Origin of the sequence: Actinomadura fibrosa (assembly GCF_900659615.1) — a bacterium.
In the GTDB taxonomy this organism is placed as follows: domain Bacteria; phylum Actinomycetota; class Actinomycetes; order Streptosporangiales; family Streptosporangiaceae; genus Spirillospora; species Spirillospora fibrosa.
The window spans coordinates 1-22293 of sequence record NZ_CAACUY010000105.1 but is presented as its reverse complement, the minus strand read 5'-3'; the positions used below and the strand labels follow the sequence as shown (position 1 = coordinate 22293).

Genomic DNA, 22293 nt, shown 5'->3' with positions numbered 1-22293 from the left:
CGCTACGGGCATCATCGGGATGTCATCGCACGCGTCATCACTCCGTAAGAAGTCGGACTCGGGGGTCGCGCCGCGGGTGCCAGCCCCACCGCCCGTCCCCGATGGGGGTCAGGGTGCGCCCCTCAGGGACCTCAGGGTGGATCTCCGCCGGACGGCGGGGCAGGGGGCTCCGAGGGTCGTTCCGGAGGGTGATGACGGTGCCTGGGCCTGCGCATACGGTGGGAGCCATGGGAAAGACGATCCTGACCATCATCGGCGTCGTGCTCGCGGTCTGGCTGGCGATCAGCGTGATCGGCGCCATCCTGTCCATGCTGAAGTTCTTCTTCTTCATCGGCTTCGTCGCGGTGCTGGTCGTCCTCGCCGTGACCCTCGTGTCCAAGATGTCGCGGAAGCGGTAGAACAACCGCCCCGCATCCCTTGCCCGGGATTCGCCGGTGACCGCATGATGCCTGGACAACCAGGCGGTCATCGGCGAAAGGACCTATCGTGCCGGGCCTGACTGAGGTGCTGCGCGAGCGCGCGGAACTGCACCCCGACCGCGTCGCGTACATCGCGGGCGACACCGAGATCACCTACCGGGACCTCGACCGGCGCGTCGACCGGGCCGCGGCGGCACTGGCCGCCTCCGGCGTCGGGCACGGCGACCGCGTCGCGATCCTCGACAAGAATTCGCTGGAGTACGTCGAGCAGCTCTTCGGAGCGGCCCGGATCGGGGCCGTCCAGGTCCCCGTCAACTACCGGCTGGCGCCCGACGAGGTCGCCTACATCGTCAACAACGCGCAGGCGAAGGTCTTCCTCGTCGGGCCGGAGTTCGTCCCGGTCCTCGACGCGATCACCGGCAAGCTGGAGCACACCACCCATCTCGTGGTCATCGGCGGCGAAGGCCACGCCCACCTCGACTACGAGCAGTGGCTCGGCGACGCCGGCGACCCGCCCGCGGGGGCGGACCGCGAGATCGACACCGCGGACGTCTTCGTCCAGCTCTACTCGTCGGGCACCACGGGCCTGCCCAAGGGCGTGATGCTGACCCACGACAACTTCAACTCGGTGCTGCCCCTGACCAACGACCTGTGGGGCATCGACGATGCGACGGTCCTCATGGTCGCGATGCCGATGTACCACGTGGCGGGCTGCGCGCTCGCCGTCTGCGTCGTCTTCGACGGCATCACCGGCGTCATCACGCGCGAGCCGGACCCGACCGCCATCGCGCGGGCGATCGAACGGCACCGCGTCACGCACGTCTTCCTCGTCCCGGTCCTGCTCCAGTTCATGCAGCTCATTCCAGAGGTCGCGGAGTGCGACCTGTCCAGCCTGCGGCTGCTGCTGTACGGCGCGTCCCCGATCAGCGACGAGGTGCTGCGCGGCGCCATGCGGATGTTGCCGACGACCGGGTTCATGCAGGTCTACGGGCTGACGGAGACCACGGGCGCGATCACGATGCTGCCCGTGCAGGACCACGACCCGGATGGCCCGAACGCGCACCGGCTGCGCAGCGCGGGCATCCCCAACCCGTCCTGCACGCTGCGGATCGCCGACCCGGCGACGCTGGACGAGCTGCCGCCCGGCCAGGTCGGCGAGATCCTCTGCCGGACGCCGCAGAACATGAAGGGCTACTGGGGGATGCCGGAGGCGACGGCGTCCGCGCTGCTGCCGGGCGGCTGGTTCCGGACCGGCGACGCGGGCTACGTCGACGAGGACGGCTACCTCTACATCCACGACCGCGTCAAGGACATGATCATCTCGGGCGGGGAGAACATCTACCCGGCGGAGGTCGAGAACGTCCTGATGGACCACCCGGCGGTGAGCGACTGCGCGGTCATCGGCGTTCCGGACGCCAAGTGGGGCGAGACGCCGAAGGCGGTCGTCGTGCTGTCCGAGGACGTGTCCGAGGCCGACCTGATCGCCCACTGCCGCGAGCGCCTCGCCCACTTCAAGTGCCCGACGTCGGTGGAGCGCCGCGACGCGATCCCCCGCAACCCCACGGGCAAGATCCTCAAGCGGGAGCTGCGGGCGCCCTACTGGCAGGGCCAGGACCGCGCGGTCCACTAGGACCACCGTCACCGAGGCCGTCCGCCGCGGGCCCTCACCCCCGGCGGACGTCCCGGCCGCGGTCAGGCGAAGCGGATCACCGCGGACAGGGGGCGGTGGTCCGACGCGCGGACGGGCGCCGCCGGGACGCCGCAGGACACGCTGACCGCGGTGGAGGTGAACAGGTAGTCGGCCTTCTCGACGGTGTCGCCGCGCCCGTTCTGGAGCGTCCCGGCGCCGGTGCGCGACGGGACCGTGCCCTGGTCGCACTCGGAGAAGCCCTGGTAGAGCGGGTTGAGGACCGTGCTCGCGGGGCCGTCGACGAGGTCGCCGCCGATCACGGCGCGGGATCCGGCTCCGGCGGCGCCCGCGAGCGCGCGGGCCTGCTTGCGGCGCCACTCGCCGCGCGGGTCCTCGCTCGCCGGGCTGAGCTGCGCGGCGCAGACCCGGGTGCTCCAGGACGCGACGTCGCCGCACAGGGCCACCCGCCCGCGGCCCGCGGGCGAGGCGAGACGGGTCTGGCGGACGCCGGTGAGTCGCGCCCTGGTGCCGACGGCGACGCCCGGCCGCCCCTGCCCGTCCGCGCAGGCCGGTCCGCTCGCGGAGGGCGCGAACGCCCACGTCCACCCGCGGAACTGGGCGGCCTTCCGCAGCGCCTGGACCTGCCCGTCGCAGACCTCCTGGAGGAACACCGCGTTCGGCTTGACCCTGCGGCCGCCGACCTCGGTCCCGGCGAGCTGCTGGACGATCCGCCCGGCCAGCTCGGCGGGCCGCGCGCCGAGGGGGCAGCCCGCCTCGGGCGCGCCGCACACGTTCCACGTCGTCGCCGTGACCGTCGCCTCGGGGGTCTCGCGCGCCGCTCCGTCCGCGTGGGCGGGCCCGCTCCCGGAGAGGCCGTCGATGGCGGCGCCGGTGCCCGCCGCGGTGACGATCGCCGCGGCGGCGCAGACCGAGAGCAGGGGAATCAGGGCGCGGGGAGATCGCACACGTTCTCCAGGGAAGGGGGAGTTGCCGTCCGGGGGGATGCCCCGATACCGGAATCGGCGGGGGCGACGTCCGAATCCCACCACATCAAGATCGGACGCGCCACTCGTTCCCGACCGCTCGGTCACGCGGCGGATGACAGAATCCCGCCGCGACCGCCGCCGCACCACCGCGGACCTCGTCCCGCGGTGACGAGAACGGGTCCGGCGGGTGCGCGCACCCGCCGGACCCGTCGTCCCGGACGCCCTAGTCGAGCAGTCCGGTGACCGTGCCCGCGCCGACCGTCCGGCCGCCCTCGCGGACCGCGAAGCCGAGGCCCTCGGTCATCGCGACGGGCTTGCCGAGCTCGACGGCCATCTCGACCGACTCGCCGGGCAGCGCCATGCGGCCCTCGCCGCCGAGGTCCACGCCGCCGACCACGTCCGTGGTGCGGAAGTGGAACTGCGGCCGGTAGCCGTGGAAGAACGGCCTGCTCCGGCCGCCCTCCTCCGCGGACAGCACGCGGACCCGCGCGCGGAACCGGGTGTGCGGCCGGATCGCGCCCGGCACGCTGACCACCTGGCCGCGGCGGACCTGGTCGCGCCGGACGCCGCGGAGCAGCATGGCGGTGTTGTCGCCCGCCTCGGCGCGGTCCATCGACCGGCCGAACGTCTCCAGCCCGGTCGCGACCGAGCCGAACGTCTCGCCGAGCCCGACCACCTCGACGGCGTCGCCGAGGCCGACCGCGCCCTGCGCGACCACGCCCGTCACGACGGTGCCGCGCCCGGTGATCGTGAGCACGTTCTCGACCGGCATCAGGAACGGCCGGTCGAGCACCCGCTCCGGGACGGGCACGTACGCGTCGATCGCGTGGAGCAGGTCGCCGATCCGGGCCGTCCAGTACGGGTCGCCCTCCAGCGCCCGCAGGCCGGACACCCGCACCACGGGCACCTCCTCGCCGGGGAAGCCGTACTCCGACAGCAGCTCGCGGACCTCCAGCTCGACGAGGTCGAGGAGCTCGGTGTCCTCGACCATGTCGGCCTTGTTCAGCGCCACCACGATGTGGCGGACGCCGACCTGGTGGGCCAGGACGACGTGCTCGCGGGTCTGCGGCATCGCCCCGTCCTGCGCCGAGACGACCAGCACCGCCCCGTCCACCTGCGCCGCCCCCGTGATCATGTTCTTCACGAAGTCGGCGTGGCCTGGCATGTCGATATGGGCGTAGTGCCGGGTCTCGGTCGCGTACTCGACGTGCGCGACGTTGATGGTGATACCGCGGTCGCGCTCCTCGGGGGCGCGGTCGATCCCCTCGAACGGCACGGCGGACGCCAGCCCGCGCCCGGCGAGCACGCTGGTGATCGCCGCGGTCAGGGTGGTCTTGCCGTGGTCGACGTGCCCCATCGTGCCGATGTTCAGGTGCGGCTTGTCGCGCTCGTAGGCCTGCTTGGCCATGACTCCGTCCTCACTTCGATCCCTTGGACGCCGTGAGAACCCGCGCGGACGCCCCGGCCCGGCATGGCCGGCCGGATCCCGTCCGCGGTTCTTGACCACCCCCCTCCGCTGGTTCTCCGGAGGCAGGACGGAGAGGGGTCAGCTTCGCGCGCCGTCGGCTGCGAGTGCCGCCGCTGCGGCCGCGAAGGCAGCCGGCACCGCGCTCAGCAGGCCGAGGCCTGCGAGCGTCCGGGTGCCGGCTGCGAGGAACATGCTCCGCAGGTTACGGCGCGCTCCCCGCGCCGGTCGATCGGTTTTCCCGGACGCGGCGCGGCACCCGCAGCAGGACCAGCCCGGCCGCCGCGCCCGCGAACTGGAAGGCGGCGATCGCGAGGACGAGCCCGACGGGACCGACCGCGTCGGCGAACGCGGCGGTCAGTGCGGCGCCGAGCGCCGACGCGCTGATCTTGAGGCTGCCGCCCGTCGTGTTGACCTGGCCGAGCCGGTCCGCCGGGGACTCGCGCTGCCGCAGCATCAGCGTCGCCGCGAACACCGGCCCCTCCGCGGCGCCCGCGGCGGCGAACGCCGCCATCGCCCACGGCACCGACGGCGCGGCGGCGACCGCGGCCAGCGCCGCGCCGAACGCGACCAGGCCGCCGATCATGACGGGTTCGGCGCGCCCGGGCGTCAGCCAGCGGCTCGACGCGAGCGCGCCGAGCAGCGAGCCGACCGCCATCGCCATGAGCAGCCGCCCGCCCGCGCTGGGCGGGGCGCCGATGTGCTCGGCCAGCAGCACCGCGGTCACCGCCGTCCCGCCGAACCCCAGCCAGGCCAGCGTCGTCGCCACCGTCAGCGCCCGCAGCACCCGCCCGTGGGCGAGGACGGTCAGCCCGCCCGTCAGCACCTCCGCCCATCCCGGCGCCCCGCGCTTCTCCGGGACGGTCTCCTCTGCCACAAGCTCACCCGCGGCAGAGTCGTCCGGCACGAACTCGCCCGGCGCAGAGTCGCCCGAAGCGGACTCGGCCGACGTGGGGCCGACTGGTGCTGAGTCGCTCCGTACAAAGCCATCCGACGCGGAGTCGGCCGGAGCAGGAGTGTTCGGGCCGGGGGTGCTCTCGCTGGTCAGCGGGTCGGGGTGTGGTTCGGGGGTCGTGCCGGGGGCGGGGAAGGGGAGGAGGGGGAGCGCCAGCACGCCGACCAGCGCGCTGGCGACGATCGCGGCGCCCGCGTACTGGCCGCCCGCCGTCGCGGCGAGGGCGGCGGCGAGGCCGGGGCCCGCGATCGCCGCGACGTTGTAGCTGGCGGCCTCCAGCCCGTAGGCGCGCGACAGCCGGACGGGCGCGACGAACCGCGGCAGCAGGCTGGTCAGCGCCACGACGACCGGTTCGCCGCAGCCGACCAGCGCGGCGACGCACAGTGCGGCGGCCATGGGCGAGCGGCCCGCGATGAGCAGCAGCAGGGTCCCCGCGGCGGCGTAGCCGGCGGCGAGCGCGACCGCGAGCCGACGCGGCCGGGCCGCCCGGTCGATCGCGCTGCCGATCACCGGGCCGCTCAGCACGTACGGGAGGGTCATTGCGGTCTGCAGGTATCCGGCGGTGGCCGCGTGCCCCGTCCGCGCCTGGACGGTCAGCACCAGCGCCGTCGCCATGCCCTCGGCGGAGACCCGCAGCAGAGTCGCGGCCGTGAGGTGGAGGGGGAGCCCGGCGGTCCTGCCGATCACCCCCGCATCCTGCCATAACGCCGGACCGGCAGCGCCGGCCGATCAGCCGCGGCCTAGACTTTCGGGTGTGACGCAAACAACGGGCACGGAAGCGGCGGGGACGGGAGCGCCCGGGCCGGGAGCGGCGGGCGCCGAGCACCGGGTCACCAGCGAGGTCGGACGGCTGCGGACCGTCCTGCTGCACCGCCCGGGCGCGGAGCTGAAGCGGCTCACGCCGCGCAACAGCGACAAGCTGCTGTTCGACGCGATCCCGTGGGTCGGGCGGGCGCAGGAGGAGCACGACGCGTTCGCCGAGGCGCTGCGGTCGCGCGGCGTCGAGGTCCTGTACGTCACCGAGCTCCTCCAGGACGCGCTGGAGTACGAGGAGGCGCGGGAGCAGGCCGTCGCCGACGCGATCGTCGACCTGCGGCTCGGCGACCAGCTCCGCCGCGTCGTCGCGGGCTACCTGCGCGACCTCGACACCGAGGACCTCGCCCACACGCTGATCGCCGGGCTGGCGCACGAGGAGCTGAAGTCGGGGCACGGCCTCGTCTACCGCCTGATGGACCGGCTCGACTTCATCGTGGACCCGCTGCCCGGGCTGCTGTTCACCCGCGACAACAGCGCCTGGATCGGCGACCGGGTGGCGGTGACGAGCCTCGCGATGCCCGCGCGGCGCCGCGAGTCGGCGCTGACGGGCCTGATCTACGCGCACCACCCGCGGTTCGCCGGGACGGAGCCGGTGTACTCGCCGTCCCTGGAGCACGTGGAGGGCGGCGACATCCTGCTGCTGTCGCCGGGCGTGGTCGCCGTCGGGACGGGCGAGCGGACGACCCCGGCCGGGGTTGAGCGGCTGGCGCGGCAGGTCATCGCGGCGGGTCTCGCGCACACCGTCCTCGCCGTCCCGATCGCGCAGGAGCGGGCCACCATGCACCTGGACACGGTGTGCACGATGGTGGACGTCGACACGGTCGTCATGTACCCGCCGGTGGCGCACTCGCTGACCGCGTACACCGTCACGCTGGCCAACGGCGACCTGCGGGTCACCGAGCCGCGCCCGTTCCTGGAGGCCGCGGCGGAGGCCATGGGCCTGGACCGCCTCAAGGTCATCGACACGGGCCTCGACCCGGTCACCGCCGAGCGCGAGCAGTGGGACGACGGCAACAACACCCTGGCGGTCGCGCCGCGCCTCGCCGTCGCCTACGAGCGCAACATCGAGACGAACGCGCAGCTGGAGGCCGCGGGCATCGAGGTCATCCGGATCAGCGGGAGCGAGCTCGGCACCGGCCGCGGCGGGCCGCGCTGCATGTCCTGCCCGCTGCTGCGCGACGCCCCCTAGCGTCAGGTGGAGATGCGAGAACCCCCAGATCCCTTGGGATTCCGGGGGTTCTGCCACGTGGACGCTCGGGCGGTGTCGACGGGGGCACGACAGCGCCCGAGCTTGTGGAGGACCCTACAAGGTCGGGCGACACCCCCCTCGGCCGGGGTGGCCGTCGCCGGGTCTAGGCGGGGTATGCCCTGCTCGACGCCGCGCCGTAGCGCGTCCCGTCGAGCAGATCTCCGCCCGGGTCGTCGGCGATGTCCGGGAAGTCGGCCGGCTCCGGCGCGACGGCATGGGCGCCCGCGGACGCCATCATCCCGTGCGCGCCTGACGACCTGGGCGCCCGGAGCACGGCCCACACCGTGGTGGTGCCGTCCTCGTGGCGGACTCCCCATCCCTCGGACAGGGCCTCGACGATGCCGAGCCCGCGCCCTCCGAGCGAGGACAGCGTGCCCGGGCCGCGCCGCGGCTCGGTCATGGCCCCGCCGTCGCTGACCTCCAGTTCGAGCAGGTCGCCGCGGCGCAGCCAGCAGACCCTGACCTGCCCGGACGGGAGCGGCCTAGCGTGCCGGAGGGCGTTGCTGATGAGCTCGCTCACGATCACGCTGGCATCGTCCACGATCGACTCGTAGACACCCGAGGCGGCCAGTTCCGAGCTGAGGCGCTTGCGGGCGACCGCGACGCTGGACGGCGCGTGTGGCAGCAGTACGACGCTCGACGCCCTCACCTCCCCGTGGTCTCGCTTGCTCGGACGAGTCCCGTCGCCGCTCTTCCGGTACGACCGAAATGCCCTGGTGAGAACGCCCGGAAACCTGAACGTCCCAGTTTGCCACCTGCACAACGAGTCACCGGCCGACCGGTCACGGCGATCACCCCCGGGATGCGGTGTCGGAGCCCGCTGGAACGGAAACCCGTCACCAACGGCGACCAACAAGGGATCTATCCAGCCAACGGCTGATTACTCCTCACGCGCACGTTTCGTCCGTCACACCCTGTCGCCACCGTACTTTCCCGTCCGAGTGCGCCTTTCCACCTGTCCGCATCAGGGAAAAGCCGGGTCATGTGAGTCTCACCTGTCCACATCCGGTCGCCGACAACTACAGAGAGTAACCGTAGCGGGGGGCGTGCGGAAGCATGTTCACCCAGCTCCGCGCAGAGAAAGGCGCATCCGCGTCCCGGTGCCGGGACCCGCCTCGGCCGGGCGACTCCCGTTGACGTGAGATGCCTCACGATTCGCCCGCGCGGGATGAGCGGAGATCGTTCCGCCCTGCGCCTCGGTCAGCCGTTTGACGATGTAGAGGCCCAGCCCTATCCCGCCGAAGCGGCGCCGGTCCCCGGCCTCCCCCTGGACGAAGCGCTCGAAGATCCGCTCGTGGTCGCCCGGCGCGATGCCGATGCCCTCGTCCACCACCGTCACCACCACGTCGCCGCCCTCCGCGCGGGCCGCGACGCGGACCGTCCCGCCGTCCGGGGAGTACTTGAAGGCGTTCTCCAGCAGCTGCCCGAGGACGATGTCGGTCGCCATCGCGTCGCCCCGCACGGCCGGCAGGTCGGGGGCGATCTCCAGCTCGACGCGGTGCAGCGGCGACAGGGACCGGAACCCCCCGACGACGCCTTCCAGGACCCGCCTCAGGTCGAACGACTCGATCGTCACGGCCAGCTCGTCGGCGCCCGCCCGCGAGCCGAGCAGCAGGTGCTCGACGAGCCGGCCGAGCGACTGGGCGCGCTCGGCGATCGTCGCCACGGCGGCGCGGCGGTCGGCGTCGGCCAGCTCGTCCCACCGGTTGACCAGCGTGGACGCGAAGCCCTGCACGACGGTGATCGGGGTGCGCAGCTCGTGGCTCGTCGTCGCGAGGAACAGGTCCTTGGCCTCCTCCAGCGCCTTCGCCTCGGACACGTCGCGGAAGTCGACGACCAGCTCGCCGGTCTCCTCGATCTCCGCGGCGAGCACGTTCAGCCAGGTCCCCGACTCCAGCGGGAAGTCGAGGTCCTCGCCGATCGCCGGCATGGCGAACGGGAGCGGGCGCCCGATCGCGTCCTCCGGCGGGATCCCGGTGAGGGCGTGCGCGGCCGGGTTCCACTGCCGGACGACGAGGTCGTGGTCGAGCACGGCGATGCCGTCGGCGCTGGAGTCGATGACGGCCCGCTCGTGGGCGCGCTGCCGGACGACCTCGGCGTAGGCGACGGCGTTGCCGACCGCGACCCCGGCGTGCCCGGCGAGCAGCTCCAGCAGCTCCAGCTCGGTGTGCCCGGCGTTGCGCCCGGCGAACAGGGCGTACAGCGCGCCGTACGGCCGGTTCTGGAGGTAGGACAGGCCGAGCGCGATCGTGTGCAGGCCGTCCAGCTCGGACCAGATCAGGTCGCCGAGGCGCTGCGCGCCGGTGGTCAGCTTGACCGTCTTGCCCGACCGCAGCAGCTCGCCGACCAGGCTGGAGCGCAGGTCGGCGGACCTGCCGCGCATGTGCTCGGGCAGCCCGGACATGCTGACCAGGCGCAGCCGCTCGCCCTCGATCCGCACGAAGCCGCCCGCGTCCGCGCCGGTCAGCTCGATCAGCGCGGCCGTGATCCGGTCGAGGACGACGCCGAGGTCGAGCTCGGCGTTGAGGTCGGCGACGATGTCGTTCAGCCGCCGGACGAGCCGCGCCCGCTCGGTGATGTGGTGCTGAACGATCTCGTCGTCCTCGACCGGGTGGTAGACGCCGACCCAGCCGAGCGGCGTGCCCGCCGGGTCCTTCAGCAGGCTCGTGTCGATGCGGACGTCGATGAGGCGGCCGTCGCGGTGGAAGCGCCGGGTCGCGATGGAGATCTGCCCGCTCTCGCCCTCGCCGGCGCGCCGGGTGAGCAGCCGCTCCTGGACGGCGTTCTGCTCGGCCTTCAGCTCGTCCGGGACGATCGGCGGGACCCGCCCGACCAGCTCCTCGGCCGTCCAGCCGAACATCCGCTCGGCCGCCGGGTTCCACACGGTGACGCGGTGCCGCTGGTCGACGGCCACGATCGCGTCCGCGGCGCTCTCGATGACGGCGCGCGCGATGGGATCGTGGACGTGGGAGTGCACGCCTGTCATCGTGCCACCGGACCCGGGGGCGGCGCCGGGCAACCGGCGCCGAAAAGTTCCCACCAGCGTGCGCGCTCCGGCGGAAGAACACCACTTCAGGGGCCCGAAGACATCGAAAACGGCCATGGGCGTGGCACCTCCGGGCGCGCCGCGGCGCGCCCGTCAGCGCGCGGTCCGGGAAATCCTACCGATGAGTAGCGCGGCGGCCGCGGCCACCAGGAACGACAGCAGCGAGGCGCTCATCCAGTCGTGGGGCGTGAAGTGGAGCGCGTCCCGCACGTCCGTCCAGAAGTCCGCCCAGCGGCTGACCGTGCCGGGATTGATGAGCTGGTAGACGACGATGCCGACCGCCCACGCCGCGATCATGCCCCAGCGGGACGGCGCCGTCGGCGAGGTGTCCCAGCCCCCGGCGTCCCCGGTCCCCGCGCGGCGGCCCCGGCCGAGGAAGAAGTCGGCGGCGAGGACGCCGAGCATCGGCACGAACACCGAGCCGATCAGCGACAAGAAGTCCGCGTAGTCGCCGATGTCGAGCAGCAGGGCGAGGACGGTGACGCCGGCGCCGAGCGCGACCGACAGGACGCGGCGGTCGGCGCGCGGCACAAGGTTCTGGATCGAGACGGCCGTCGAGTACACGTCGGCAAACGACTGGTCGGCCTCGCGCAGCACGAACACCGCGAAGAACAGCACGCCGAGCGTGACGTTCAGGAAGGGATCGAAGATCTTCGCGGAGTCGCCCGCGACCAGGGCGAGCGCCAGCAGCCCGAGCACGTAGGCGACGATCTGCGTGACGGAGTAGCCGATGGACGCGGCACCGAACGCCCCGCGCGCGCTCCGCGCGTGCCGGGTGTAGTCGGCCGCCATCGGGACCCAGGAGATCGACACGGCCAGCGCCGCGTCGGCGCCGATCCAGAAGCCGCCCCACGACCCCTCGGTGAGGTCGGGCAGCGGCTCCCGCACGAGCTGGACGTAGAAGTAGACCAGCGCGACCGCCACCGCGGCCGTCACGTACCGGCGCAGCAGCCGCACCGAGCCCAGCGGCCAGATCGTCAGCACGGTCGTGAGGACGCCCGCGACGATCACGTACGTCCAGCGCGGGACCCCGTCCCAGAGCGCCCGCGCCGCGTCCGCGATGACGATCAGCTCGAACGTGCCCCAGCCGATGAGCTGGGCGATGTTGAGGACCGTCGGCACGTACGACAGCCGCGCCCCGAACAGGCCGCGCAGCAGCACCATCGCCGGGCGCCCCGTCCGGGCGCCGGGGACCGCGGCGAGGCCGAGCATCAGCCCGCCGAGCACCGTGCCGGCGGCCATCGCGGCGATCCCGGCGACGATCGACAGGGTCGGCCTGCCGTCCGCGTCCGGCGCGAGCACCGTGTACGCGCCGGAGAAGGCGAAGAGGCTGACGCCGAGGTTCGCCCAGAAGGCGCTCTGGTCCCAGAAGCCGAGGACCTTCGGCGCCGGCTCGTCGAGGGTGTAGGGGGCCTCGTCGCGAGCGCGCTCGTGCTCGCCGACAGCGGACGTCATGGGACACGCTCCCTACGCCGGCATTACCCGGACAGGTTCATGCGGTCGGCGACGCCCTGATGTCGCCCTCTCAGCCTGGTCGGCCCAAGCTCCCGCGCTTTTCGGTCAAGACCGATCTTACAGGAGCGAAACCGGACGGATCAGCGGCGCTCAGGCCACGTAGGGCTCGCCGTTCCCGGTGCCCTCCATCGGCCGCCCCGCCTCTTCCCAGCGCTGCATGCCGCCCTTGACGTTGCGCGCCAGCCAGCCCGCCTGGTTCAGCGCGACCGTCACCTGCGCGGACCGCCCGCCGGACCGGCAGATGATGAAGACCTCCTGGTCGCGCGGGATCTCGCCGGCCCGGTCGCCGAGCTGGCCCATCGGGATGTGCACCGCCTCCGGCGCGTGCCCCGCGTCCCACTCGTCCTGCTCCCGGACGTCCAGCAGGTAGGCGTCCTGCGGGACCTCGGCGGCGTCCACCGCCGGCACGTCCTCCCCGAAAATCATCACACCCCCATGGAACCGCTTGCGGCTCCGCCGCGTCGAATCACGCATGCGGTATCGGACGCTCCTCATCACGACGCCCGGCCTCGCCATGATCCTCTCACTGGCGGCCTGCGGCGACGAACAGTCCAGCGGCGAACCCGCCGACCGGCCCGGGGGCACGGCCTCGGTCAGCCCCTCGTCCGCTCCGGCGGACTCCCTGACCGTCCAGGTCAAGGCCTCCGCGGAGGCCCCCGCCAAGACCTGGACGCTCAACTGCGCCCCGCCCGGCGGGGACCATCCGAAGGCCGCCGACGCCTGCGCGGCCCTGACCAAGGCCAAGGAGCCCTTCAAGCCCGTTCCCCAGGACCAGATCTGCACCAAGATCTACGGCGGTCCGGAGGTCGCCACCGTCAAGGGGACCTGGGAGGGCAAGCCCGTGAACACGACGTTCACCCGGGCGGACGGCTGCCAGCTCCACCGGTGGAGCTCGGTCGGCCCCCTGTTCGGCGACGTCCCGAAGGTCCGTTGAGCGGTCCGTCCCCGCTTCGGCCCGCTCAACGATCCGCACGCGAAAGGGCCCCGGCCGTACCGGCCGGGGCCCTCACTCGTTGATCAGCGCGTGGCCGGGACCTCCGCGCGGGAGGCGGCGGCCGGTCGCCCGCCCGCGGGGGCGCCGTCGCCGGTCAGCGGCCGGAAGCGGCGCAGGCGCAGGCTGTTGCTGACCACGAAGACCGACGAGAACGCCATCGCGCCGCCGGCGATCATCGGGGTGAGCAGGCCGGTCGCCGCGAGCGGCAGCGCCGCCACGTTGTAGGCGAACGCCCAGAACAGGTTGCCCTTGATCGTGCGCAGCGTCCGGCGGGACAGCCGGATCGCGTCGGCGGCGACGCGCAGGTCCCCGCGGACCAGCGTCAGGTCGGACGCCTCGATCGCCGCGTCGGTGCCGGTGCCCATCGCAAGGCCCAGGTCGGCCTGCGCGAGCGCCGCGGCGTCGTTGACGCCGTCGCCGACCATCGCCACCGTCCGCCCCCGCTCCTGGAGGCGCTTGACGGCGTCGACCTTGTCCTGCGGCAGGACCTCGGCGATGACCTCCTCGATCCCGACGGCGTCCGCGACCGTCCGGGCGACGGCCTCGTTGTCGCCGGTCAGCAGGACGGGCCGCAGCCCGAGCGCCTTCAGCCGCTCGACCGCCTCCGCGGACGTCGGCTTGACCTGGTCGGCCACCGTGACCACCGCGCGGGCCTCGCCGTCCCAGCCGACCGCGACGGCGGTGTGGCCGCGCCGCTGCGCGTCCCGCATCGCCCGGTCGAGGTCCGCGGGCAGCTCCTGCGACCACTCGGCGAGCAGCCGGGGCCGCCCGACGAGGACGCCGTGCCCGTCCACGATGCCCTGAACGCCGAGGCCCTCGACGTTCGCGAAGTCCTCGACGGTTCCGAGGGTCCCGACGCGCTCGGCGGCGCCCTTGGCGATCGCCTGCGCGATCGGGTGCTCGGAGGCGTCCTCGATCGCCCCGGCCAACCGGAGCACCTCGTCCGCGTCGACGCCGTCGGCGGTGACCACGTCCACCAGGGCCATCCGGCCGGTCGTGACGGTGCCGGTCTTGTCCAGGACGACCGTGTCGACCGCGCGGGTGGACTCCAGCACCTCCGGCCCCTTGATCAGGATGCCGAGCTGGGCGCCGCGCCCCGTCCCGACCATGAGCGCCGTCGGGGTCGCGAGGCCGAGCGCGCAGGGGCACGCGATGATCAGCACGGCGACCGCGGCGGTGAAGGCGCCCGCGACGCCGCCGCCGGTGCCGATCCAGAAGCCCAGCGTCGCGACGGCCAGCCCGATGACGACCGGCACGAAGATCCCCGAGATCCGGTCGGCCAGCCGCTGGACCTGCGCCTTGCCCGTCTGCGCGTCCTCGACCATGCGCGCCATCTGGGCGAGCTGCGTGTCGGCGCCGACCCGGGTGGCCGTCACCAGCAGCCGCCCGCCCGCGTTCACGGTCGCGCCGGCCACGGCGTCGCCGGGACCGACCTCCACCGGGACCGACTCGCCGGTCAGCAGCGACGCGTCCACGGCGGACGAGCCCTCCCGGACCGTCCCGTCCGTGGCGATCTTCTCGCCGGGGCGGACGACGAACACGTCCCCGACCGCGAGCCGCTCGACGGGGATCCGCTCCTCGCGGCCGTCGCGGACGACCGCGACCTCCTTCGCGCCGAGCTCCAGCAGCGCCGTCAGCGCGGCGCCGGCCCGGCGCTTGGACCGCGCCTCGAAGTAGCGGCCGGCCAGGATGAACGCGATGACGCCGGACGCGGCCTCCAGGTAGATGTTCATCGACCCGTCCGAGCGGGTCATGGAGAACTCGAAGCCGTGCTTGATCCCGGGCTCGCCCGCCGTCCCGAAGAACAGCGCCCACAGGGACCAGCCGAACGCGGCGAGCGTCCCGACCGACACCAGCGTGTCCATGGTCGCGGCGCCGTGCCGCAGGTTCGTCAGCGCGGCCCGGTGGAACGGCCAGCCCGCATAGACGACCACGGGCGCGGCCAGTGTCAGCGACAGCCACTGCCAGTACTCGAACTGGAGCGCCGGGACCATCGCCATCGCGATCACCGGGACGGACAGCACCACCGCCGTGACCAGCCGCTGGCGCACCGCCCGCAGCCCGTCGCCGGGCTCGTCCGCCCGCGCCCCGGCGGTCTCGTCCTTAGGCGGAGGCGGCAGCTCGGCGGTGTAGCCGGCCTTCTCCACGGTGGCGACGAGGTCCTCGGGTGATACCCCCTGGGGGAACTCGACCCGGGCCTTCTCCGTCGCGTAGTTCACACTCGCGGTGACGCCCTCGATCTTGTTGAGGCGCTTCTCGATACGGGCGGCGCACGACGCGCACGTCATCCCGCCGATCGCCAGCTCGATCCGCCCGGCGTGCGCGTCGGATGCCGCACCGGTCGTCATCGCTCCTCCTTCTCCTCGCTCGAACGGGACGTCAATGCGTGTGGGCGTGGCCGTCGCCCGGCTCCGCCGTGGGGCTCCCGGCGGGCGTGACCGGGGTACCCGGCTTTCCCGCGTTCACCGTGAACTCGGCCGTGCGGACCTTGCCCTCGTGCTGGAAGTCCAGGTAAAGACGGTATGCGCCCGCACTGGGCACTTCGGCGTAGAACGTGATGCCCGGACCCGGCGCCGTCTTCCCGTCGCCCGGCTCCCCGTCCGGGTGGACGTGGAGGTAGGCCATGTCGCCGCTGCGCAGCGCCACCAGGTGCCCGTACGCCTCCAGGTAAGGCTGGAGATCAGTCACCGGCGTGCCGCCCTTGCTCACCGACAGCGTGAGCTTGCTGGTCTTCCCGGGCACGAGATCGCCGTCCAGCTTGACCTCGTAGCCGTCCACCTTCGCGACCCGCTCAGCCGCGGGCAGCGGCGCGGGCGCGAAGTCGCCCGGGACCGCGATGTCGGTGCCCAGCGTCAGCTGCTGCTTCAGGCCCTCCGGCTGGACGTCGGTGAAGAACCGGTACGCGCCGGCCTTCGGCAGCTCGACGGGCACCGTCCAGACGCCGCCGCCGATCTCGCGGGGGTGCAGGTGCTGGAAGCCCGACAGGTCGCGGCGCGCGATGATCAGATGCAGCCGCTTGCCGTGCAGCAGGGTAAACCGGGTGACGGGCCTGCCGTCCGGCCCGTTGACGGTGAACCGGAAGTCGGTCCGCTCGCCGGCCCGCACCGTCGTCTGCGCCGGGACGAGGGTGTAACCGCCCTGGGAGACCTGGAGACCGCCCGGCACGGACGCGACCGTCTCGCCGTGACCGCCCTCGCCGTGGGTGTCGCTCTCCCCGTGCGCCATGTGCTCGCCCGTGTCCGCGGTGGCGCCGACGGGGCCGACGGCCTTGCCGACCCCGGTCGCGCCGCCGAACACGACTGCGAGGCCGAGTACGTAGGCCCCCACCTTGGTCGCCGTGTTCATGTCCGCTCGCCTCACTTCCCGTCGCCGGTGCCCCGGTTCACGGCTTCAGCTCGTAACCCGCCTCGTCGACCGCGTCCCTGACCAGGGCGGTGTCGACGGGCCCGTCGCTCGTGACGGTCACCCTTCCGGTCTCCAGGTCCACGTCCACGCCGGTGACGCCCTTGATCGCCCCGACCTCCTCGCGGACCGAGCTGACGCAGTGGCCGCAGGTCATCCCGACGACGGTGTAGGTGGCGGTACTCATCTCGCATCTCCTGTCGTTTGTACCCCTGGGGGGTATCTCGTGCCCCTGATGCTGGCACAACGTCTCGCGCATAGCAACCCCCAGGGGGTATCCAGTATTCCGGATCACACACCGTCCACAGCCCTGTGGATACCTGTGGACAACCCGCCGCGCAGCACCCGACCTGCCCGGACGCGCCCACGCCGCAGACGGCGACACCTCAGCGAATGTCGAGAAAACACCGGAACCGTCGTCCCTCACACCCTGTGGATAACCATGCGGTAACGAACGGGGCCTTCCACCCCACAAGCGCGCGATCGCGTGCGAAGCCAAGTTCGAGCGGAGCGAGAACTTGATCGCGCAGCGAGCCCCTGGGCGAGCCGGAGCGATGCAGCGATCGCCGCAGAGCCCGTTGAAGGAGGGCGCGCCAGCGCCTGACGCCGAGGGTTCTGCAATAAGTTCCTCTCATGCCTGAGCTACCTGAGGTGGAGGCACTGGCGGCCTTCCTGCGGGAACGCGCGGTCGGTCACGCCGTCGCGCGGATCGACGTGCTCGCCATCTCCGCGCTGAAGACCTACGATCCGCCGGTGACGTCCCTGGGCGGCCTGACCGTGACCGCCGTGGCGCGGCACGGCAAGTTCCTCGACCTGGACGTCGACGGGCTGCACCTCGTGATCCATCTGGCGCGCGCGGGCTGGCTGCGGTGGCGGGACGAGATCCCGGCGAAGCCGGTGCGGCCGGGCGGCAAGAACCCGCTGGCGCTGCGCGTGCATCTGGACGACGGCTCCGGGTTCGACCTCACCGAGGCCGGTACGAAGAAGGGCCTCGCCGTCTATGTCGTCCGCGATCCGGACGAGGTGCCCGGTATCGCGACACTCGGGCCCGATCCGCTGGACGCGTCGTTCACTCCGGAGGTCCTCGGGCGGATCGTCGGGGGCAAGCGCACTCAGATCAAGGGGCTGCTGCGGGACCAGAAGGTGATCGCGGGCATCGGGAACGCCTACTCCGACGAGGTGCTGCACGCCGCGCGGATGTCCCCCTTCAAGATCGCGTCTTCGCTGACCGAGGACGACGTCGCGGCGCTGCACGAGGCGATCGTCACCACGCTGCGGGAGGCGGTGGAGCGGTCGCGGGGCCTGGAGGCGCAGGACCTGAAGGGCGAGAAGAAGACCGGCCTGCGCGTCCACGGCCGGACGGGGCAGGCGTGCCCCGTCTGCGGGGACACGATCAGGGAGGTGTCGTTCGCCGACTCGTCCCTGCAGTACTGTCCGACGTGCCAGACTGGCGGCAAGCCCCTCGCCGACCGCAGGATGTCCCGGCTCCTGAAGTGATCCGTCCGAGACCTCGTGGACTTTTCGGCTCGCTCCTGGCAACCCGGAACGGACGCGCGCCGTCTCAGACGGTGGGCGCGAAGGGAGCACGACCACGATGAGGATCGCCGACGAGCTTCTCCTGCTGGCCGTCGACCCGGTGGGCGGGCTGCCCGTCATCGGGGTCGAGGAGCTCGATCTGGCGCTGGGCGCGGCGCTCCTCGCCGAGCTGGCGCTGTCGGGCCGTGTCGGGTTCGCCGGGGGGCGGGTCCGGCCCGCCCGGACGCCGTCCGCGTCCGGTGATCCGGAGCTGGACGCCGCGTTCGCCGCGGTGGTCCGCGCTCCCGGCGGCGACGCCTCGGGGACGGTGGTCGCGCTGAGCGGCGGGGATCTCCTGCGGCGGCTGCGGAACGGGCTGATCGGCCGGGGCGTCTTCGCCGAGGAGGAGCACTGGGTGGAGGGCGTGCTGACGTCCAGCACCCATCCCGAGCTCAATCCGGCGCCGCGCAAGGAGATCCTGGCCCGGCTGGGCGGGGCGCTCGACGGCTCCGTGCCCGAGCCGCGGACGGCGTCGCTGCTCGCCATCGCCCACGGCTGCGGGCTTCTCCGCGTGCTGTTCCCGGCGGTCGCCGACCTGGACCGGCGGGTGTCGGCCGGGACGGGCGGCGGCTGGGAGGGCCGGGCCGTCGCCGACGCCATCGCGAGGCGGGCCACACTTTCCTGACCGTTCCGCCTGGACGCGGGCCCGGCCGCTGTCCGCCGACCGCCGTGTTCGCCGGTCACGAGGCCGGCGGGCGTCACCGCGGCAGGTCCGCCGGTGACGGGTCCGAGCGGCCGTTGCGCAGCCCGGTGAAGCAGGCTCCGGCGCCCGGCGGCGCCGCGCCGTCACGGGCGGACGGGCCGGCGCCGAGGTGCGCGAGCATGGACAGCGGCGCGGGGACGGGGACGCCGTCCCCGTCCGGGCAGTGCTCCTCGTGGACCCGGGAGAAGGCCGCCACCAGGGCGACCGCGACGATCACGACCGGCCACAGCCGTTTCGGCAGGCGGCCGCCGGTGGGCACGGCGGGGTACGGGCTCGGACGCACGGGAAGAAAGATATCTCACCGTGAGTACCGTGAAGTGCACCGAAAGTAAGGGTCGCTCTCAACTGCGGAGCAGGTTCACCAGCGGGCCGAGGGTCGGATCGTCCGCCGCGGCGTCGAGGGCCCGGCTCAGGGTCTCGTCGTACGTCGGCGAGGCCTGCTCCTTGAGCGCGCGTCCCTCGTCGGTGATCACCGTGTAGACGCCGCGTCGGTCCTTGGGGCACATGTCGCGCCGGGTGAGGCCGGCGGCCTCCAGCCGCGCGACGAGGCGGCTGACCGAGCTCTGGTTGAGGCCGATGAGGTCGGCGAGTTCCTGCATGCGCAGCTCGCCGTCGTCCGCGCGGGCGAGCCTGCACAGGGCGCGGAACTCGGAGAGGCCGATGCCGTGCCGCTGCTGGAGCGCCTTGGACAGCCGGTGCTCGACCCGGCCGTGCAGGGTCACGACACCGTCCCAGACCTGGGCGTCCGTCGTCGCGACGCCCGTTCCGCCCGCACCCATCACGTCACCTCGGTCCGTGGTCGTTGACAGCACCCTACATCCACTGCGAGTATCTGCATGTACATACATTACATGCAGGTACATGCATATGAGAGGTGACGACGATGGACAGCCCCCTCCTGCTCCCCTACCAGGGCCGCCACCTGGACCTGCCCAACCGCGTCGTCATGGCGCCGATGACGCGGGGCCGGGCGGACGACGTGACGGGCGTCCCCCACCCGCTCACCAAGGAGTACTACGCGCAGCGCGCGGGGGCCGGGCTCATCGTCAGCGAGGGGATCTGGCCGGAGGCGCACGGCAAGGGAGGCCCCGGCATCCCCGGGCTCGTCACGGACGCGCAGGTCGCGGGCTGGCGCGAGGTCACCAACGCCGTCCACGCCGCGGGCGGCACGATCTTCGCCCAGCTCTGGCACGTGGGCCGGATGACGCACCCGCTCAACCTGCCGGGCGGCGCCGTGCCCGTCGCGCCCTCGCCCGTCCGGATCGAGTCCGAGCAGATCTTCACGAACGCGGGCGACGTCGACCACGTCACGCCGCGCGCCCTGACGGCAGCGGAGGCGGAGGACCTGATCGCCGCGTTCGCCGCCGAGGCGCGCAACGCGATCCGCGCCGGTTTCGACGGCGTGGAGGTGCACGGCGCGAACGGCTACCTCATCCAGCAGTTCCTCGCCGAGAACACCAACCGCCGCACCGACCGGTTCGGCGGCTCGCTCACCGGGCGGCTCCGCTTCGCGGTGGAGGTCGTCCGGGCCGTCGCGGCCGAGGTCGGGCCCGAGCGGACGGGGCTGCGGATCTCCCCCGACAACCCCGAGAACGAGATCGCCGAGCGGGACCCGCAGGCGACCTACCGCGCCCTCGTGGACGCCGTCGAGCCGCTCGGCCTCGCCTACCTGCACGTCATCGAGCGCGGCGCCTACCCCGCGCTCGCCGACCTGCGGCCCCGCTGGTCGGGCACGCTCATCGGCAACTTCAACGGCCCGGAGCCCACCGGACGCGCCGCGGGCGAGAAGGTGCTGGCGGCGGACCTCGCCGACCTGTTCTCCTTCGGCCGGCTGTTCATCTCCAACCCGGACCTGCCCGCCCGGTTCGCAACCGGCGCCCCGCTGGCACCGTACGACCCGGCGTCCGTCTACGGCGGCGGCGCCGAGGGGTACACCGACTACCCGTCCCTGGTGCCGCAGCACTGACGTCCACCAATCAGAGCGGCACGTCCCAGAAGGCGAGCTCGTGCCGCATGCCCTCGCGGAACAGCTCCGCGGCACGGTCCGGGTCGGCGCCCGACTCGTCGATCATCTGGGCGCAGCGGCGGGTGAGCGCGGCGAACTCCGGGTCGGCGTAGGTGTCGACCCAGCGGCGGTAGCGCGGCTCGGCCGGCGGGTCCTCCGCCAGCCGGGCCCCGAGCGTGGAGTAGCCCCACATGCACGGATACAGCGCGGCCAGCCCGTCACCGTAGGAGGCGGCGCTGTCCAGCAGGAAGGAGGTGTAGGCGGCGCACGCCGGCCCCTTCTTCGCCCCGTCCAGGTCGGCTCCGAACTCGGCGGAGAGGGACCTGTGCAGTTCGAGCTCGTCGTGAAGCGTCGCGTAGGCGAGATCGACGAGGTCTCCCAGGTGGGCATCAGGGGCCTGCCAGGCGAGCCGGGAGAAGACGCGGACGTAGTCGTGCAGGAAGAGGTAGTCCTGCTCCAGCCAGGAGCGGAACACCGCCTCGTCGAGGTCGCCCCGGGCGATGCCGACCACGGTCGGGTGCCGCAACTGCTCCTCGACGTACGGGCGGCCGAGCTCCTCCAGACGCGCAGCGAGTGCCATAAGGGGACAGTATCCACCGCGAAGATCCACCCGGGACGATTCACCGCGAAGCGCCGTCCCGCCGGATCCGGACGCCCCTCGATGTGAACCGGGACACCTGGGCCGTGGTTACCCTGCACAATGTCGCGGGTGACCGAAGCGGAGGACCGGGTGGACGAGGCGCGGGAGGAGGAGCGGCTCGGTCGTGCCCTCCGCGCCGCGCAGGACGGCGACGAGGCGTCCTTCCGGCTGCTCTACCGCGACACCCAGCCGCGGCTGATCCGGTTCGCCGGCGCGCTCGTCGGCGCGGACGCCGAGGACGTGACCTCCGAGGCGTGGCTCCAGATCGCGCGGGACCTGCCAGCCTTCCGCGGCGACCTCGACGGCTTCCGCGGCTGGACGGCGACGATTACCCGGCACCGCGCGCTGGACCATCTGCGCCGCAAGTCCCGCCGGCCCGCCGCGGACATGCCCGTCGAGGAGCTGCTCACCATGGCGGCGGACGCCGACACCGAGCTGCTCGCGCTGGACGGCCTCGCGACGGAGGACGCGCTGCGGCTCATCGGCGAGCTGCCACGCGACCAGGCCGAGGCGGTCCTGCTGCGCGTCGTCGTCGGGCTGGACGCCGCGTCGGCGGGGAAGGTGCTGGGGAAGCGCGCGGGAGCGGTCCGCACCGCCTCGTACCGCGGCCTGAAGCGGCTGGCGGACCGGCTCGCCCCGCGCGCGCCGGCCGCGGGGACCGCCGTCGCGCCGGGAGCGGAGGGGCGGTCGACCGGGACCGCGCCCGGTCCGCGCGGTGACAGATCCGGCGGTCCCGGCGCTGAAGGGGTGAGATGAGCGACGACGAGGCCGGCCGGCTCGATCCCCGCGCGGCGGAGCGCCTGCTGGCCGGCGACGGTGAGCACGCGGCGCTGCGGGCGCTCCTGGCGTCCGCGGCCGGTCCCGCGCGCCCCGGGGAGCTGGCGGGCGAGGAC

The 22293-nt window shown here is 73.1% G+C and carries 21 protein-coding genes and 1 riboswitch; of the genes, 8 read left to right on the top strand and 13 right to left on the bottom strand.

What is annotated here, in order from left to right; all coding sequences use genetic code 11:
• The first annotated feature begins 227 nt into the window (after positions 1 to 227).
• Both E1300_RS50385 and E1300_RS28530 read left to right on the top strand, forming a co-directional pair.
• Positions 228 to 398, top strand: a complete 171-nt coding sequence (locus tag E1300_RS50385) for a hypothetical protein (protein WP_165503034.1) — start codon at positions 228 to 230, stop codon at positions 396 to 398.
• 88 nt (positions 399 to 486) lie between these two features.
• Positions 487 to 2049 (top strand): long-chain-fatty-acid--CoA ligase, encoded by a 1563-nt coding sequence (locus tag E1300_RS28530; RefSeq protein ID WP_131760179.1) that lies wholly within the window; start codon positions 487 to 489, stop codon positions 2047 to 2049.
• Between the two features lie 62 nt (positions 2050 to 2111).
• Here the strand turns inward: E1300_RS28530 and E1300_RS28525 are convergent, their stop codons facing one another.
• The 3 genes from E1300_RS28525 to E1300_RS28515 all read right to left on the bottom strand — a co-directional run bounded on the left by E1300_RS28525 (position 2112) and on the right by E1300_RS28515 (position 6142).
• Positions 2112 to 3014: an endonuclease/exonuclease/phosphatase family protein gene (locus E1300_RS28525; protein WP_131760178.1), complete on the bottom strand. Its 903-nt coding sequence runs from the start codon at positions 3012 to 3014 to the stop codon at positions 2112 to 2114.
• Positions 3015 to 3258: 244 nt separating this feature from the next.
• Positions 3259 to 4443, bottom strand: coding sequence for an elongation factor Tu (gene tuf, locus E1300_RS28520; protein ID WP_131760177.1), 1185 nt, complete (start codon positions 4441 to 4443; stop codon positions 3259 to 3261).
• Between the two features lie 262 nt (positions 4444 to 4705).
• Positions 4706 to 6142 (bottom strand): MFS transporter, encoded by a 1437-nt coding sequence (locus tag E1300_RS28515; protein ID WP_131760176.1) that lies wholly within the window; start codon positions 6140 to 6142, stop codon positions 4706 to 4708.
• A 67-nt stretch (positions 6143 to 6209) separates the two neighbouring features.
• Between E1300_RS28515 and E1300_RS28510 the strand changes: the two genes are divergently transcribed.
• Positions 6210 to 7460, top strand: coding sequence for an arginine deiminase (locus tag E1300_RS28510; protein WP_131760175.1), 1251 nt, complete (start codon positions 6210 to 6212; stop codon positions 7458 to 7460).
• 163 nt (positions 7461 to 7623) lie between these two features.
• Here E1300_RS28510 and E1300_RS28505 read toward each other — a convergent pair whose 3' ends face one another.
• The 4 genes from E1300_RS28505 to E1300_RS28490 form a co-directional block, all read right to left on the bottom strand.
• Positions 7624 to 8169 carry an ATP-binding protein gene (locus E1300_RS28505; RefSeq protein ID WP_242619447.1) on the bottom strand — a complete coding sequence of 182 codons (546 nt, stop codon included), beginning with the start codon at positions 8167 to 8169 and terminating at the stop codon, positions 7624 to 7626.
• A 411-nt stretch (positions 8170 to 8580) separates the two neighbouring features.
• On the bottom strand, positions 8581 to 10506 hold the full coding sequence (locus E1300_RS28500) for a sensor histidine kinase (protein ID WP_131760174.1): 1926 nt from the start codon (positions 10504 to 10506) through the stop codon (positions 8581 to 8583).
• Between the two features lie 153 nt (positions 10507 to 10659).
• On the bottom strand, positions 10660 to 12021 hold the full coding sequence (locus E1300_RS28495) for a purine-cytosine permease family protein (RefSeq protein ID WP_131760173.1): 1362 nt from the start codon (positions 12019 to 12021) through the stop codon (positions 10660 to 10662).
• Positions 12014 to 12127, bottom strand: a riboswitch (TPP riboswitch). It overlaps the preceding gene by 8 nt.
• Positions 12128 to 12171: 44 nt before the next feature.
• The gene (locus E1300_RS28490; RefSeq protein WP_131760186.1) at positions 12172 to 12504 is read right to left on the bottom strand and encodes a rhodanese-like domain-containing protein; all 333 of its coding nucleotides are present in this window, start codon (positions 12502 to 12504) and stop codon (positions 12172 to 12174) included.
• A gap of 49 nt (positions 12505 to 12553) precedes the next feature.
• Here E1300_RS28490 and E1300_RS28485 point away from each other — a divergent pair, with 49 nt between their 5' ends.
• The gene (locus E1300_RS28485) at positions 12554 to 13015 is read left to right on the top strand and encodes an SSI family serine proteinase inhibitor (RefSeq protein WP_131760172.1); all 462 of its coding nucleotides are present in this window, start codon (positions 12554 to 12556) and stop codon (positions 13013 to 13015) included.
• An 83-nt stretch (positions 13016 to 13098) separates the two neighbouring features.
• Here E1300_RS28485 and E1300_RS28480 read toward each other — a convergent pair whose 3' ends face one another.
• The 3 genes from E1300_RS28480 to E1300_RS28470 are packed head-to-tail and all read right to left on the bottom strand — an operon-like array spanning position 13099 to position 16664.
• A complete protein-coding gene (locus E1300_RS28480) occupies positions 13099 to 15423 on the bottom strand; it encodes a heavy metal translocating P-type ATPase (protein WP_131760171.1) in 2325 nt (774 codons plus the stop codon).
• 31 nt (positions 15424 to 15454) lie between these two features.
• Complete coding sequence (locus E1300_RS28475; RefSeq protein WP_131760170.1) at positions 15455 to 16420, bottom strand: DUF8832 domain-containing protein; 966 nt, start codon at positions 16418 to 16420, stop codon at positions 15455 to 15457.
• A 37-nt stretch (positions 16421 to 16457) separates the two neighbouring features.
• The gene (locus tag E1300_RS28470) at positions 16458 to 16664 is read right to left on the bottom strand and encodes a heavy-metal-associated domain-containing protein (RefSeq protein WP_131760169.1); all 207 of its coding nucleotides are present in this window, start codon (positions 16662 to 16664) and stop codon (positions 16458 to 16460) included.
• 446 nt (positions 16665 to 17110) lie between these two features.
• Between E1300_RS28470 and E1300_RS28465 the strand changes: the two genes are divergently transcribed.
• The gene (locus E1300_RS28465) at positions 17111 to 17974 is read left to right on the top strand and encodes an Fpg/Nei family DNA glycosylase (RefSeq protein WP_131760168.1); all 864 of its coding nucleotides are present in this window, start codon (positions 17111 to 17113) and stop codon (positions 17972 to 17974) included.
• Between the two features lie 97 nt (positions 17975 to 18071).
• A complete protein-coding gene (locus E1300_RS28460; RefSeq protein WP_131760167.1) occupies positions 18072 to 18677 on the top strand; it encodes a GOLPH3/VPS74 family protein in 606 nt (201 codons plus the stop codon).
• Positions 18678 to 18750: 73 nt separating this feature from the next.
• On the opposite strand, the gene E1300_RS28455 is transcribed toward E1300_RS28460, so the two are convergent.
• Positions 18751 to 19038, bottom strand: coding sequence for a hypothetical protein (locus E1300_RS28455; RefSeq protein WP_131760166.1), 288 nt, complete (start codon positions 19036 to 19038; stop codon positions 18751 to 18753).
• A gap of 58 nt (positions 19039 to 19096) precedes the next feature.
• Entirely contained in the window at positions 19097 to 19534 is a 438-nt protein-coding gene (locus E1300_RS28450; protein WP_131760165.1) for a MarR family winged helix-turn-helix transcriptional regulator, read from the bottom strand.
• 104 nt (positions 19535 to 19638) lie between these two features.
• Between E1300_RS28450 and E1300_RS28445 the strand changes: the two genes are divergently transcribed.
• A complete protein-coding gene (locus tag E1300_RS28445) occupies positions 19639 to 20721 on the top strand; it encodes an alkene reductase (protein WP_131760164.1) in 1083 nt (360 codons plus the stop codon).
• Positions 20722 to 20731: 10 nt separating this feature from the next.
• Here E1300_RS28445 and E1300_RS28440 read toward each other — a convergent pair whose 3' ends face one another.
• The gene (locus tag E1300_RS28440; protein ID WP_131760163.1) at positions 20732 to 21340 is read right to left on the bottom strand and encodes a TenA family protein; all 609 of its coding nucleotides are present in this window, start codon (positions 21338 to 21340) and stop codon (positions 20732 to 20734) included.
• A 129-nt stretch (positions 21341 to 21469) separates the two neighbouring features.
• Between E1300_RS28440 and E1300_RS28435 the strand changes: the two genes are divergently transcribed.
• Entirely contained in the window at positions 21470 to 22156 is a 687-nt protein-coding gene (locus E1300_RS28435; RefSeq protein ID WP_242619446.1) for an RNA polymerase sigma factor, read from the top strand.
• Positions 22157 to 22293 lie beyond the last annotated feature (137 nt).